The sequence below is a fragment of the Nocardia sp. NPDC003345 genome (genome assembly GCF_053589395.1).
The window spans coordinates 1-13255 of the sequence record NZ_JBSFRU010000007.1 but is presented as its reverse complement, the minus strand read 5'-3'; the positions used below and the strand labels follow the sequence as shown (position 1 = coordinate 13255).

General features: G+C 70.7%; 11 protein-coding genes. 6 read left to right on the top strand and 5 right to left on the bottom strand.

The features are described 5' to 3' along the window. The first annotated feature begins 104 nt into the window (after positions 1–104). A complete protein-coding gene (locus ACWDU1_RS01840) occupies positions 105–2924 on the top strand; it encodes an FAD-binding and (Fe-S)-binding domain-containing protein (RefSeq protein WP_449995010.1) in 2820 nt (939 codons plus the stop codon). Positions 2925–3025: 101 nt separating this feature from the next. Further along, positions 3026–3670 carry a pentapeptide repeat-containing protein gene (locus ACWDU1_RS01835; RefSeq protein WP_449995008.1) on the top strand — a complete coding sequence of 215 codons (645 nt, stop codon included), beginning with the start codon at positions 3026–3028 and terminating at the stop codon, positions 3668–3670. A gap of 39 nt (positions 3671–3709) precedes the next feature. Here the strand turns inward: ACWDU1_RS01835 and ACWDU1_RS01830 are convergent, their stop codons facing one another. The 4 genes from ACWDU1_RS01830 to ACWDU1_RS01815 all read right to left on the bottom strand — a co-directional run bounded on the left by ACWDU1_RS01830 (position 3710) and on the right by ACWDU1_RS01815 (position 6828). Continuing rightward, positions 3710–4801, bottom strand: coding sequence for an epoxide hydrolase family protein (locus tag ACWDU1_RS01830; protein ID WP_449995006.1), 1092 nt, complete (start codon positions 4799–4801; stop codon positions 3710–3712). 262 nt (positions 4802–5063) lie between these two features. Then, positions 5064–5504 carry a MarR family winged helix-turn-helix transcriptional regulator gene (locus tag ACWDU1_RS01825; RefSeq protein ID WP_449995004.1) on the bottom strand — a complete coding sequence of 147 codons (441 nt, stop codon included), beginning with the start codon at positions 5502–5504 and terminating at the stop codon, positions 5064–5066. A gap of 156 nt (positions 5505–5660) precedes the next feature. Continuing rightward, positions 5661–6188: a DUF1990 family protein gene (locus tag ACWDU1_RS01820; RefSeq protein WP_449995003.1), complete on the bottom strand. Its 528-nt coding sequence runs from the start codon at positions 6186–6188 to the stop codon at positions 5661–5663. 46 nt (positions 6189–6234) lie between these two features. After that, positions 6235–6828 carry a TetR family transcriptional regulator gene (locus tag ACWDU1_RS01815; RefSeq protein ID WP_449995001.1) on the bottom strand — a complete coding sequence of 198 codons (594 nt, stop codon included), beginning with the start codon at positions 6826–6828 and terminating at the stop codon, positions 6235–6237. A 143-nt stretch (positions 6829–6971) separates the two neighbouring features. On the opposite strand from ACWDU1_RS01815, the gene ACWDU1_RS01810 reads away from it, so the two are divergent. After that, a complete protein-coding gene (locus tag ACWDU1_RS01810; RefSeq protein ID WP_449994999.1) occupies positions 6972–9413 on the top strand; it encodes an FAD-dependent monooxygenase in 2442 nt (813 codons plus the stop codon). A gap of 16 nt (positions 9414–9429) precedes the next feature. Here the strand turns inward: ACWDU1_RS01810 and bla are convergent, their stop codons facing one another. Next, positions 9430–10377 (bottom strand): class A beta-lactamase, encoded by a 948-nt coding sequence (gene bla / locus ACWDU1_RS01805; RefSeq protein ID WP_449994998.1) that lies wholly within the window; start codon positions 10375–10377, stop codon positions 9430–9432. 162 nt (positions 10378–10539) lie between these two features. On the opposite strand from bla, the gene ACWDU1_RS01800 reads away from it, so the two are divergent. From ACWDU1_RS01800 to ACWDU1_RS01790, 3 genes are all read left to right on the top strand, one after another. Then, positions 10540–11415 carry a LysR family transcriptional regulator gene (locus ACWDU1_RS01800; RefSeq protein ID WP_449994996.1) on the top strand — a complete coding sequence of 292 codons (876 nt, stop codon included), beginning with the start codon at positions 10540–10542 and terminating at the stop codon, positions 11413–11415. Continuing rightward, positions 11412–12308 (top strand): serine hydrolase, encoded by an 897-nt coding sequence (locus tag ACWDU1_RS01795; RefSeq protein WP_449994994.1) that lies wholly within the window; start codon positions 11412–11414, stop codon positions 12306–12308. The genes ACWDU1_RS01800 and ACWDU1_RS01795 overlap by 4 nt, the downstream gene beginning before the upstream one ends. A gap of 114 nt (positions 12309–12422) precedes the next feature. Then, positions 12423–12893: a DIP1984 family protein gene (locus ACWDU1_RS01790; RefSeq protein ID WP_449994993.1), complete on the top strand. Its 471-nt coding sequence runs from the start codon at positions 12423–12425 to the stop codon at positions 12891–12893. Positions 12894–13255 lie beyond the last annotated feature (362 nt).

Sequence of the window (13255 nt, the reverse complement as noted above, 5' to 3'; positions counted from 1 at the left end):
CGATCCCCGGTTCCGGCGGAGTGTCATGGCCCGAAATCGGCACGTCGGGTCACCGGCTACCCTCACCATCGAGTAGACGGACTCCCGACTACCGGACAGGCGGCATGACCGATACCGACACCTCCCGCGACCACCGGCGCCCGGAACAGCTGGCCCGGCTGCTCACCGACCTGCGCGAGATGGGCGTCGCCGTGGACGATTCCACGCTCACCCGGGCGCTCTACACCAGTGACGCGAGCCTCTACCGCGTGGTTCCGCAGGCGATCGCCTATCCCGGAACCGCCGACGAGCTCGGCGCGGCCGTGCAGAGCGCGTTGCGCAACGGTATCGCGATCACCCCGCGGGGCGCGGGCACCTCGTGCTGCGGCAACGCCATCGGGCCCGGCCTCATCGTGGACACCCGCCGTCACCTCGACCGGGTCCTCGGTATCGACCCGGCGGCCCGCACCGCGACCGTCCAGCCCGGCACGGTGCAGGCGGTGCTGCAGTCGGCCGCGGCGCCGCACCGCCTGCGGTTCGGGCCGGACCCCTCGACCAGCAACCGGTGCACGATCGGCGGGATGATCGGCAACAATGCGTGCGGGCCGCGGGCACTGGGGTATGGGCGCAGCGCCGACAATGTCGCCGCCCTCGAGGTGGTGCTGGGTACCGGGGAGCGGTTGCGGGTGGCGTCGGGCACCCGGACCGTCTCCCCCACCCTGGACGCCGTAGAGCAGCTGGTGCGCGACAATCTGGCGACGATCCGCACCGAGTTCGGCCGGTTCGGCCGGCAGGTCTCGGGCTATTCCCTCGAACATCTGCTGCCGGAGAACGGGTTCGACGTCGCTCGCTTCCTCGCGGGCACCGAGGGCACACTGGCCGTGATCACCGAAGCGACCGTGCGCCTCGCCGCCGACGCGGCGCACAAGGCGATGATCGTCCTCGGCTACCCCACCATGCCGGCGGCCGCCGACGACGCGCCCGCGATTCTGCGGCACCACCCGACCGCCGCCGAAGGCCTGGACCGCCGGATCGTCGACGTCGTCGCGCAGCAGCAGGGCGCCGCGAGTATCCCCGCGCTTCCCGAGGGCGACGCCTGGGTTTTCGTCGAACTCGCCGACGACGATCCGGCGCTGCTGCGCGAGCGCGCGCAGGCCCTGCTCGCCGCGGCCGGCGCCGGCGACGGACGGATCGTCGAGGACGCCCGGGCCGCCGACCGCCTGTGGAAGATCCGCGCGGACGGGGCGGGACTCGCGGCACTGAGCCTGGACCGGCCCGCATACGGCGGCTGGGAGGATGCGGCGGTACCGCCGGACCGCCTGGGCGCCTACCTGCGCGATTTCGACCGCCTGATGAGCCGGCACGGCGTCCGGGGCCTGCCCTACGGCCATTTCGGCGACGGATGCGTGCACTGCCGGATCGATTTCCCGCTCGACACCGCCGACGGGCCCCAGGCCTACCGGCGGTTCGTGGAAGAGGCCGCCGACCTGGTCGGCGGGTACGGCGGATCGATCTCGGGAGAACACGGAGACGGCCGCGCCCGCTCGGCGCTGCTACCCCGTATGTACTCCCCTGCCGCGATCTCGCTGATGGGGCGGGTGAAGGCGATCTTCGATCCGCGCAACCTGCTCAACCCCGGCGTCCTGGTCGATCCCCGGCCGGTGGAGACGGATATGCGCATCCCGCTTGCCCGCACCACACCGCTGGCGCTGCGTGAACCGCTGCTGGTGGAATCGATCCACCAGTGTTCGGGCGTCGGGAAGTGCCTGGCGAACGGGAACGCCGCCGGCCAGGTGATGTGCCCGTCGTATCAGGCCACCGGCGAGGAGAAGGATTCGACCCGCGGCCGGGCCCGGGTGCTGCAGGAGATGGTCAACGGAGAACTCGTCACCGGCTGGGACGCACCCGAGGTCGCCGAGGCGCTCGACCTTTGCCTGTCGTGTAAGGGGTGTTCCCGGGATTGCCCCAGTGGTGTCGATATGGCCTCCTACAAGTCCATCGCCACCGACCGCGCCTACGCCGGGCGGATACGGCCGCGCAGCCACTACGCGCTGGGCCAGTTACCCCGGTGGGCCCGGCTGGTGTCGGCGCTGCGGCTGGGTCCCGCACTCAACGCCGGGACCCGGCTCCCGGGGCTGGGCGCTCTGATCCGCTGGTCCGCCGGGGTCGACCGCCGCCGGGACCTGCCGGCGTTCGCCCGCCGCTCGAATCGGCGGGCCACCCGGATACCGGATGCGACGGGACAGCCGGTGGTGGTGTGGGTCGACTCCTTCACCGACGGTTTCGACAACGATCATCTGGACGCGCTCGTCCGGGTACTCGCCCGGGCCGGCTACCGTCCCCGCTTCCTCGAAGGGCAGGCCTGCTGCGGCCTGACCTGGATCTCCACCGGTCAGCGCGCCGGGGCGCGCCGGCAGCTGGAAGCCGCGCTCGATGTGCTGTACCCGATCATCGCCGGTGGCACCCCGGTGATCGGTGTCGAGCCCTCCTGTATCGCTGTGTGGCGCGGTGATGCCCGCGAACTCCTCGACGATCCACGCGTGCCCGTCGTGGCCGCGGGGATCCGCACCCTCGCCGAGATCCTCGGCGAAACCCCCGGGTGGCAACCGCCCGACCTCACCGGTGTCGAGATCCTCGCCCAGCCGCACTGCCATCACGCCGCGGTTCTGGGCTGGGCCACCGACGCGCGGCTGCTCGAGCGGACCGGCGCGACCGTCACGACCCTCGGCGGATGCTGCGGGCTGGCGGGTAACTTCGGCGTCGAGAAGGGCCACTACGAGGTTTCGGTGGCCGTCGCCGAGACCACGCTGCTGCCCGCGGTCCGGGCCGCCGGGCACGAGACCGTGATCCTGGCCGACGGTTTCTCGTGCCGCCTGCAGCTCGCCGAACTGTCCGCCCGGACCGCGACCACCCTCGCGCAACTGCTGGCCCGCCAACGGACGTGACTTCGCTTCCGTTGCCGCGTCCACGGCATCGGGACGTTGTCGGGCGGGCGGTGTAGCCTCCACCGGCGTAGCACCACCCACCCCGACCAGTGAGGACACCGATGCCCCGGGACATCGCGGATCTACCCTTTTCGCAATGGCTGGAAAAGGCCGATGACCTGCGGCCCGAGGAGGAGTACGACTGCGCGCGATTCGAGCCGGCCGAATACGCCGGCGCGGATATCCGGCACGCGGTATTCGGCGAGTGCGCGTTCCGCTCACTGACCTTCTCCGGCGGTTCGGCCCATAACGCCCGGTTCGCCGATGTCTGGTTGCACGGGGTGCGGTTCACCGGTACCGAGATGCCCGATGCCGTATGGATGGATGCCGAGGTGATCGAGGGTGCCTGGTCGGGTGTGGAGGCCAGTGGCGCCGAATTGCGGCGGGTGGTCTTCCACGACTGCAAATTCGATTCGGTGAACCTGCGCGGCGCGAAACTGTCGAAGGTCCGCTTCGTGGATTGTGTACTGCGGCACGTCGATTTCGGCGGGGCGCAACTCACGGAGGTCGAGTTTCCCGGCACCGAGATCGCGGCCCTGGTGCTGCGTGACACGCGACTGAACAAGGTCGACTTCCGGCAGGCCCGGAGTCTCGGTATCGGCGACGGGGTGGATGCTCTGCGCGGGGCGATCGTCACCCCCGGCCAGCTGTTCGACCTCGCACCGGCGTTCGCGGCGGCCGCCGGTCTCGTGGTGAAGCCGCTCTGACCGGACGCCGGATCGCACCGTGCCCCGCACCGGCGGCGGTCAGTTCAGCGAGCGGAAGAAATCGCGCACATCGCGGGCGAACAGGTCCGGGACCTCCATGGCCGCGAAATGACCGCCGCGATCGAATTCCGACCAGTGCGTGATGTGGTACTGCCGTTCGGCCAGCGGCCGCACCGGCTGTGTGATGTCGTGAGCGAACACCGCCACCCCCAGCGGCACGGGGCAGGGGGCGCCACCCCGCGCGGTCTCCCGGGTCAACCGCGCCGACGACGCCGCGGTGGCGGTGAACCAGTACAGCGAGATATCGGTGAGCATCCGCTCGTCGTCGACGGGTGTGCGTGGGTCGGTCCACTGCGCGAAACGTTCGGCGATCCAGGCCAGTTGCCCCACCGGCGAATCGGTCAGCGCGTAGCCGAGAGTCTGCGGGGTGAGGGCCTGCAGCGCTTGATAGGGCGGGCGGTTGGCCAGTAACTGCCGGACCTTGTCGAGCCGGGCCTCGTCGGTGGCGGACAGCTCTACTCCGGCCTCGGGATCCGGCCGGGTGGGCAGGTAGTTGACGTGCACCCCCACCACATGGCCGGGGGCGTGCGCGCCCAGTGCCGTGGAGATACCCGAACCGAAATCCCCGCCCTGCGCACCGTAGCGCTCGTACCCGAGCCGGTGCATGAGTTCGGCCCAGGCCCGCGCCACCCGGGCGACGTCCCAGCCGCGCTCATGGGTCGGCCCGGAGAAACCGAATCCGGGTATCGACGGGATCACCAGGTGGAAATCACGTGAGAGCGGTTCGATCACGTCCAGGAATTCCAGGAAGGAACCCGGCCATCCGTGGGTCAGGATCAGCGGGAGGGCATCCGGTTTCGGCGACCGCACGTGTACGAAATGGATGTTCTGGCCCTCGATTTCGGTGGTGAAGTGCGGCAGGCGATTGAGCTCGGCCTCGTGCTCACGCCAGTCGTAGCCGGTACGCCAATATTCGGCCAGCTCCCGCAGGCGGGCGAGCGGGAAACCGTAATCCGATCCGGCGCCGTCGATCTCGTTGGGCCAGCGGGTGCGGGCCAGGCGGTCGGTCAGATCGTCGAGGTCGGCCTGCGGGACGGCGATTTCGAACGGGGTGACGGCGGTCGGGTTCACGGCGGTCTCCTGGGTGGTGGGGTAGGTGACGGGGGATGCGGGCGACCCGCAACCGGTGACGCCGAATACGAGGGTGACGGCGGCGAGTCCGGCTGCGGCGCAACGGATGAGTCCGGAGATGACGACTCCTAATTAGTTGGTGTTGCCAACGATAACAAACGTTGGCGAGACCAACAAGTAGTTCCGGAGCGAACTTGCACTCGCCGCCCCATGCGGCTACACCGGGGAACCGGCCGCCTACCGCGACGGGGCGCGGACCCGCCTACCCCCGCTGATGATGCGTCAGCAGCCGGGCCAGCAGCCGGCCCAGCACCTGACGATCCCGATCCGGGAGCGGCGCGAGCAGATCGTCCTGCACCCGGTCGAGCTCCCGGTCGAGGCGCCCCAGTTGACCCCTTCCCGCTTCGGTGAGGCTGATCAGGTTGCGGCGGCGATCACCCGGGTCGGGGGTCCGTTCCACGAAACCCGGCTCGGCCAGTTCGTTGATGGCCGCCACCACGTCGCTGCGATCCATATTGCAGCGGCGCCCGATCTCGGCCTGACTGGCGACACCGAACTCGTCCAGCGCGGCCAGGACGCGGTAGTGATACCCGCGCGCACCCGCCGCCGCGAACGCCTCCGAGGCGAAGCGGTGGGCATACACCGCCATCTGGGTCAGCAACCAGCTGGGCTTATCCGTCAGGCGCGCGGGCGTCTCTTCCATACCCGAACGGTACATCCATTGGCGTAGCCAACAGAATATCGCTGTTTTCCGGACACGGCTCCCGGCCCCGCGCGGGCCGATTCAGCGGACCTCATCCACCGCGAGGGTCTGCCCGACCGCCGTGCCGAGGGAACCCGGCAGGCGGGCGCCGACTCCTCACCCGGCGGGCGGGGTACGCCGCAACACCACCAGGTAGGACCGTGCGATCGCCCACTGCATCGGTACCGTGAGCGGCCCCGCGAGCCGCGTGAGCCGGCTCGCGGGCCGCGAGAACGCGGTGACCACACCGAATACGGTCTCGGTCGGCCGGTCGTACTCGACCGCGAACAATTCTTCACCGCTCTCCGGATGCCCGGGCAGGGTGCCGTAGGCGAAACCGATCCGGTCCGGCTCCCGCAGGACGTAGACGACCCGGCAGGGCGCGCGTAATCCGAACGGGCCGGGACCGAGTTGCACGGTGACCTCGGCGTCCGGCTCGGCCACCGGGCTCGAGGTAGCCCGGAGAATGCCCAGCCCGCGCTGCATCCGGTAGCCGAGCACGGCCTCGCCGAGCCGGTGGAAATCGCCCGTGCCGCGCCCGACCTCGCGGCGGAGCCGCAGGTGGTGGTAGCCCGGAGGTAGTTCGCCGAGCGTCGCGCCGATCTCGGTGTAGGTGAATCCGGGCCGGCCGGGCGAAACGCTCATATGCCGATCCTCGTGGTTCCCGCCGGATTACGCGAGGCCCCTGGCGCTATCGCGGGTCCCGGCCGCGAGCGATATCGGGTCCGGTGGTGATCGCGCGGGCGACCGTCCGCGCGACCTCCTCGTCGGTGAGGGCGCTGTCCTGGATCAGGGCGTGCGAGAGCACCGTGCGCACCACGACCTCCGCCGCCTGCCGGGCCGGGAGCGCGAGCGTGGTGTCCGCCCGGCTCGCGATCAGCGGTTCGGCGAAGGCGGCGACCGTGCCGACGAGAGTGAGCCGGGACCGGCCCTCTTCGATCGCGACGGTGAGCAGCCAGGCGGGTTCGTGCACCCGGATGAACTGGAAGGCCCGATGCTCGCGCAGGTATCGGAGTGCGAAAAGCGTTGCGGCGTAGGCGAGCTCACCGACCGAGGCGCCGGCATCGATGACGGTGAACGCGGCCGCCACCATCTTGCCCACCTCGTGGCGGCCGACCGCCGATACCAGGCCGTCCTTGTCGCCGAACTCCCGATAGGCGGTGGCCCGGGACACTCCGGCCCGGGCGGCGACCGCGGTATGGGTGAGTGCGTCCAGACCACCCTCCGCGATCAGCGCGACCGCCGCGTCCAGCAGCGCGTCCGACGACCGGGTCGAAGAGGTCATGGCTCTTTCTACCCCGAAACCACCGGCAGACGGTCACCCCCTCGGCCATACTGAGACTAGTTTGCCAATCAGTCTCAGTAGCGGTAGCGTCCGATCCGGCGGTCTTCCGTCGCGGGAGCCGGACAACGAGGTCGGAGGCACAGATGAGCGCAACCGGGCGAACGGAACTGCGCGATCACGCCGTTGTACTGGGAGCCAGCATGGCCGGGCTCCTCACCGCCCGCGTCCTGAGCGAGAGCTTCGCGCGGGTGACGGTGGTCGAACGTGACGACCTGTCGGCCCCGGGAGACCGGCGGGGAGTCCCCCAGGGCCGGCACGTACACGCCCTGCTGGCCCGCGGCCGTCAGGCGCTCGAGGAACTGTTCCCCGGAATCACCGCGGACCTCCTCGCCGCGGGGGCGGTGGAGTGCCGTGCGCTGAACGAGATGCGGATGACGATCGCCGGCCATACGCTGCGGCAGTCCGACGCCGGTTATTCGCTGCTGCAGGCGAGCCGGCCGTTCCTGGAATGGCAGGTACGGCAACGCGTCCGGACGCTGCCGGGGGTGGAGATCGCCGACGACACCGCCGCGGCCGGTCTGCTCACCGACACCGGCCGGACGCGGGTCACCGGGGTCCGCCTCGATACCGGCGCCCGGATCCACGCCGACCTGGTGGTCGCCTGTACCGGCCGGCACGGGCCGATCCTGGACTGGCTGGCCGATCTCGGCTACGACCGGCCGCCCGAGGAAGGCGTGCGGATCGATATGAAGTACGCGAGCCGCTATCTCCGGTTACCGGGCGGCCCGGTGGGCGGCGACAAGGAGATCGTGGTCGCGAACCAGGATCCGGCCCGCGGCCTGGCACTGTTCGCGGTGGAGGACGACCGCCATATTCTCACCCTGATCGGGTACGGCGCGGACCATCCGCCCGGCGATCCGGACGGATTCTGGCGTTTCGCGGCGTCGGTGGCACCACCGGATGTGCGCGCCGCGCTGGTGGACGCCGAACCGCTGACCGAGATCGCCTCCTACCGGTACCCGGCCAATCTTCGCCGCCGCTACGAACGACTGGCCCGGTTCCCACACGGACTACTTGTACTCGGCGACGCCGTCTGCAGTTTCAGCCCGGCCTTCGGTCAGGGAATGACCGTCTCCGCACTACAGGCGCTGCGCCTGCGCGAGGTCCTCGCCGCGGGCGACCACGCCCTGTCCCACCGCTTCTTCCGCGCGGCCGCGGCCACCGTCGACGACCCCTGGGCCATCACCCGCCTGTTCGATCTGGCCATGCCGCATGTGGATACCACCGCGGTATCCCGCGCGCTCGGGCCGCTGGCCGGTCTGGCGATGGCGATCGGCGAACGCGACCCCGTCATCGGCCGTCGAGCGGCCCGGATCGCCGGACTCCTGGACCCACCCGCGTCGATGGCGCGGCCGGATCTGGTGGGCCGGGCCGCGCTGACCGTGGCCGGCCTGGGCGCACGGAGGCTGCGCCGGATCATCGATCCGGCGCCGGCGTCCCCGGCTCCCCTGTTCGATCCGCTGCCCGCCGGGCCCGCGCGCGGGTTCCACCGGCTGACGGTGCGATCGGTGGTCCGGGATACCGACGACAGTGTGATGCTGGAATTCGAGATACCGGATGACCTGCGGGATCGGTTCGCCTACACCGGCGGCCAGCACGTGACCGTTCGCGGCACCCGGCGCGGTGAACCCATCCGCCGCAGTTATTCCCTCTGCGACCCGCCGGCGTCAGGGCGTCTGCGCATCGCGGTCAAACGCGTACCCGGCGGCGCCTTCGGCGCCTACGCGCTGGACGCCGGTATCACCGGATCCACGCTCTCGGTATCCGAGCCGGCCGGCACGTTCACCCCCGCACTCGATCCGGGGGCCCGCCGGACCTACGCGGCGGTCGCGGCGGGTAGCGGGATCACACCCGTCCTGTCGATCCTGGCCACCGTCCTGGAATCCGAACCGCACAGCGTCTGCACCCTGTACTACGGCAGCCGCGACCGCGCCCACATCATGCTCGCCGGAGAAATCCGTGATCTCCGCCGGCGATACCCGGACCGGTTGCGCGTCGTCCACCACCTCTCCCGCGACCGGGCCGGCACCGGCGCCGATCCGGGCGCGCAGTACCGATCCGGCCGGATCGTCCCGGCCGGCCTCGCGGAACAGCCTGCGGACCACTGGTTCCTGTGCGGACCGCGCCCCCTGGTCGCCGAGACGGTCGCGGCGCTCACCGCACGCGGTGTGCCGAGGGCGCGGATCATGGTGGAACTGTTCGATACCCGGACACCGGAGACCGGCACGACCACCGGCACGGCCCGCAGCCGGGTCACCCTGACCGGGCACGGTGCGCCACTGACCTTCGAGATGCCCCGCGACCGCAGCATCCTCGACGCCGCCCTGGACCGGCGCGAGGATCTCCCCTATTCGTGCCTGGGCGGTTCCTGCGGGACCTGCCTGGCGACCGTGGAACACGGGCAGGCCCGGATGGAGCCCGACCCACTGGCCGCCATCACCACCGACGAGATCGCCGCCGGCCGGGTACTGCCCTGTCTGGCCCACCCGCTCACTCCGGAACTGACACTGCGCTTCGGAAGGTGACCCGCCCCGGCGGCCGTCAGACCGTCATGGCGTCCAAGACCGCGGTGGTCGCCTCCGCGACGGCGGCATTGCTCGGGGCCGCGATCGGGTATCCGGTGGTCGACCGGCTGAATATCACCAGTACGACCGAGGTTCCGGTGGGACTCCAGACGACCCCGGCGTCGTTGACGGTGCCGAACCCGCCCGCGCCGGTCTTATCCGCCGCCACCCAGCCGACCGGCAGGCCCTTGCGCATCCGCTCGCCCGAGGTCACGCTGCCTCGAAGCCACCCGGTGAGCATGCGCCGGTATTCGGGCGCGAGGCCGTTACCGAGGATCAGGCGGTGATATCCGGTCGCGAGGGCGGTCGCGGTACTGGTGTCGCGGGTGTCGCCGGGCAGCGCCTCGTTGAGCGCGGGCTCCCAGCGGTCGAGCCGGGTTTCGGTATCGCCGACTGTCCGCGCCAGATCGGTTACCGTGCGCGGGCCCCCGATCCGGCGCAGGATCAGATTGGCGGCGGTGTTGTCGCTGCGCACGATCGCGGCCTGCGCCAGGCTGTACCAGGTCAGGGTTTCGCCGGCCCGGTAACTGGTGACCGGTGAGTTCGGGACGATCTCGTCCTCGGCGATCGGCACCCGCTCATCGAGTTTCAGTTCCTCACGTTCGGCCAGCCGCAGCAGCGCGGCCACCGCGTATACCTTGAAGGTCGAGCACATCGCGAACCGGTCGTCGGCGTTCCATTCGACCGTCCGGGCACCGGTCGGGCTGTAGGCGGCGATACCGAAGATCACATTGTGCCGCTGGCCGATCTCGGTCAAAGTGGTGGCGAGCGCGGAGTTGTCCGGGACGTTGAGTGTGGGCAGTGGCGGCGGCTCGCTCCCCCGGTCGGTACCACAGCCGCCGGCCGTCAGCGCGACGACTGCGAGGGCGGCCAGCGTCGCTCGGCCTCGCGCGGGCGCGCGCGAGTCGGATCGGTGAGGGTTCACACCGGCAGCACACACGTATCATCGCGCGCGTCGCCAATATCCGACACTCCCGCGTATCATTTGCATTTGATATGGATGCTGTTCAGGGCGGGTCGTCAGGCGACACTCGGCATGTCGACCGGTTACCGGACGGCGACCGCGGGGCCCTGGTTCAATAGCGCCATGGACCTCATCCGCCATCTCGGCTATTTCGTCGCCATCGCGGACGAGGGACACTTCGGCCGGGCCGCGACCGTGCTGGATATGACCCAACCCCCGCTCTCGCAGGGCCTGCGGCGCCTGGAGACCCGGCTCGGTGTCGAACTCGTCCATCGCACCCGGCAGGGCGCCGTCCTCACGGCGGCCGGACGGCAACTGCTGCCCCGGGCCCGGTTACTGGTCGACGACGCGGCGCGGCTGCTCGCCGAGGCCGAACGCATCGCCCGCACCCGCGGGACGGTGCACTGGGGCGCCACCGCGGCACTTCCGGACCGGATCGTCACGGCCTGCGTCACCGTGCTGCGCGGCGGAAACACCGCCGGTGAGGCGGTTTCCACGACGGTGGGCGGTACCGTCGACCTCGTCGCGGCGGTGCGGTCGGGCCTGTGTGACGTCGCGGTGATCGAACATCCGGCGCTCGTCGACGGAGTCGATTGCCGGCCGGTGGTGAAACTGCCGCGCTGGATCGTCGTGCCCGCCGACCATCGCAGCGCGGCCGCGGAACGCCCGGTCTTCCCCATGCTGGCCGGCCTCACCCACGCCGCCTTCCCGCGGGCCGCCAACCCACCGGCCTCCGATACCGTCCGGGACCTGTTGCGCGAGCGCGGCCTCGACGTTCCCACCGTGACCGTGCACGACGATCGCGCGATCCTCGCCGCGGTGGCCGCCGGTACCGGCTTCGGGCTCACCACCACCCCGCCGGCCGATATCCCGGGGGTCGCGTGGTTGCGGATCGCGCCGCAGGCGGTGGCATTGCGCTGCCGGGTGATCCACCGGCCCGGCGCCGAGGATCAGGCCGACGCGCTGGACCGGGTTCTCTACCGGGAACGCCTGCGATGACGGTCACCGACCGCCTCCGCGCGGTATTCGCCGACGCCGGATGTACCGGACGATTGCACGCCCGCCGCTGCGACGGCGGCGCGCAGGAGGTCTCGGTCGGCGGCACCGAGCGGGTGCCCACCGCCTCGGTGTACAAACTTCCGCTGCTGCTGGCCTTCTGCCGCGCAGTCGACGCGGGCCGCCTGGATCCGCTGTCCCGGCTCACCGTGGAACCGGCCGTCTGCACACCCGGCCCCACCGGCCTGTCCGCGCTGCACGATCCGGTGACGCTGAGCCGCCGCGACCTGGCGACCTCCATGATCACCGTCTCCGATAACGCGGCGGCCGATCTGCTGCTCGGCGAGATCGGGCTCGGCGCCGTGCACGAACTGCTCGAATCGGTGGGTCTCGAGCAGACCCGGCTGGTCGGCGGAACCGCCGATATCCATCGCAGTCTGGTCCGCGATACCGACACCCACGACACCGCGGCGGCCTTCGCCGCGCTCGCCGACAACGACGAGGCCTGGACCGTCTCCGCCTACGATCCCGCCTATACGAGCGCGACGACGCCGGAGGAGATGACACGGCTGCTCGCCGCGCTCTGGCGCGGCGAGGTGGTTTCCGCCGCGCAGACCGATTTCGCCCGCTCGGTTCTGCGCCGTCAGGTCTGGCCGCACCGGGTCGCGGCCGGTTTCCCGCATCGCGCGGTGCGGGTCGCCGGGAAGACCGGCACCATCGGCATCATCCGTAACGAGGTCGCGGTGGTCGAGTTCCCGGGCGAATATCCGGTCGCGGTCGCCGTTTTCACCCGGGCGGCCCGGGCCGATCCCGCCCTGCCCGCCGTGGACGCCGCGATCGCGGAGGCGGCACGGATCGCGGTCACCGAATTGCGCCGCGCACTCCCCACCGGATGACCGGCCGCGGACGATGGGGTCCGGCGGTCGCGCCCCCGCCGGAAAACAAGATGATCTATGCGGCACTTCGGTTCATACTCGGACCTTCGTGATCCACAATCGAAGGGGTGGGGTATGAAGCTGGCGGAAGCACTGTCATTGCGTGCCGACGCGGCGCGCCGGGTCGAACAGTTGCGTACCCGGATCGTCGGCAACGCCCGGTTCCAGGAAGGTGAGGAGCCGGCCGAGGACGCGGCGGCGCTGCTCCGCGAAGCCGGTGAGGTACTCGGTGAATACGAGACCCTGATCCGGCGGATCAATCGGACCAACGCCGCTACCGCCGTGGGCGCCGACGGCACGCTGACCGACGCGCTCGCACGCCGGGACGCGCTGCGGCTGCGGCATTCGGTGATCACCGACGCCGCCGACGCCGCGGCGGGAAAGAACCGGCCCGGGTACGCCCGCCAGCTCCGGTCGGAGCTGAAGATCCTGTCCGCGCTGCCGGTCGCCGAACTCCGGGCCCGGGCCGACCGGCTGGCCGCGGAACTGCGGGAACTCGATGTCCGCATCCAGCGGACCAACTGGGAGGTCGATCTGCTGGACTGATCGGCAGCTGGAGCAGGTAGTCGTCACGGAGGCGCGCACAACCCGCGACCGACGGGCAATCGGTCACCTTCTGGTGCACGAGGGGCAGTGCCGGGGTTCGACTCCCCGAATGACAACGCAGCCCAGCACAGCGCACAGGTGAAGGTGCACGGCGCACAGCGCACAACCGGGTGCGGATCCGCGACGACGAGGGCGGGTACGGGGTACTCCAGCTGTGTTGTCGGCGCGGCTTCGCCGCGCGGGGGTTCGGCCCGAACCCTTTGTGGGCCTCGTTGGACTCGGCGCCGAGTGTCGAGGCGTTGCACGGGTATCGGATGCACTCGCGGCCCGTACGGGTATGCCGTACGGGCCGCGCGCGTGAG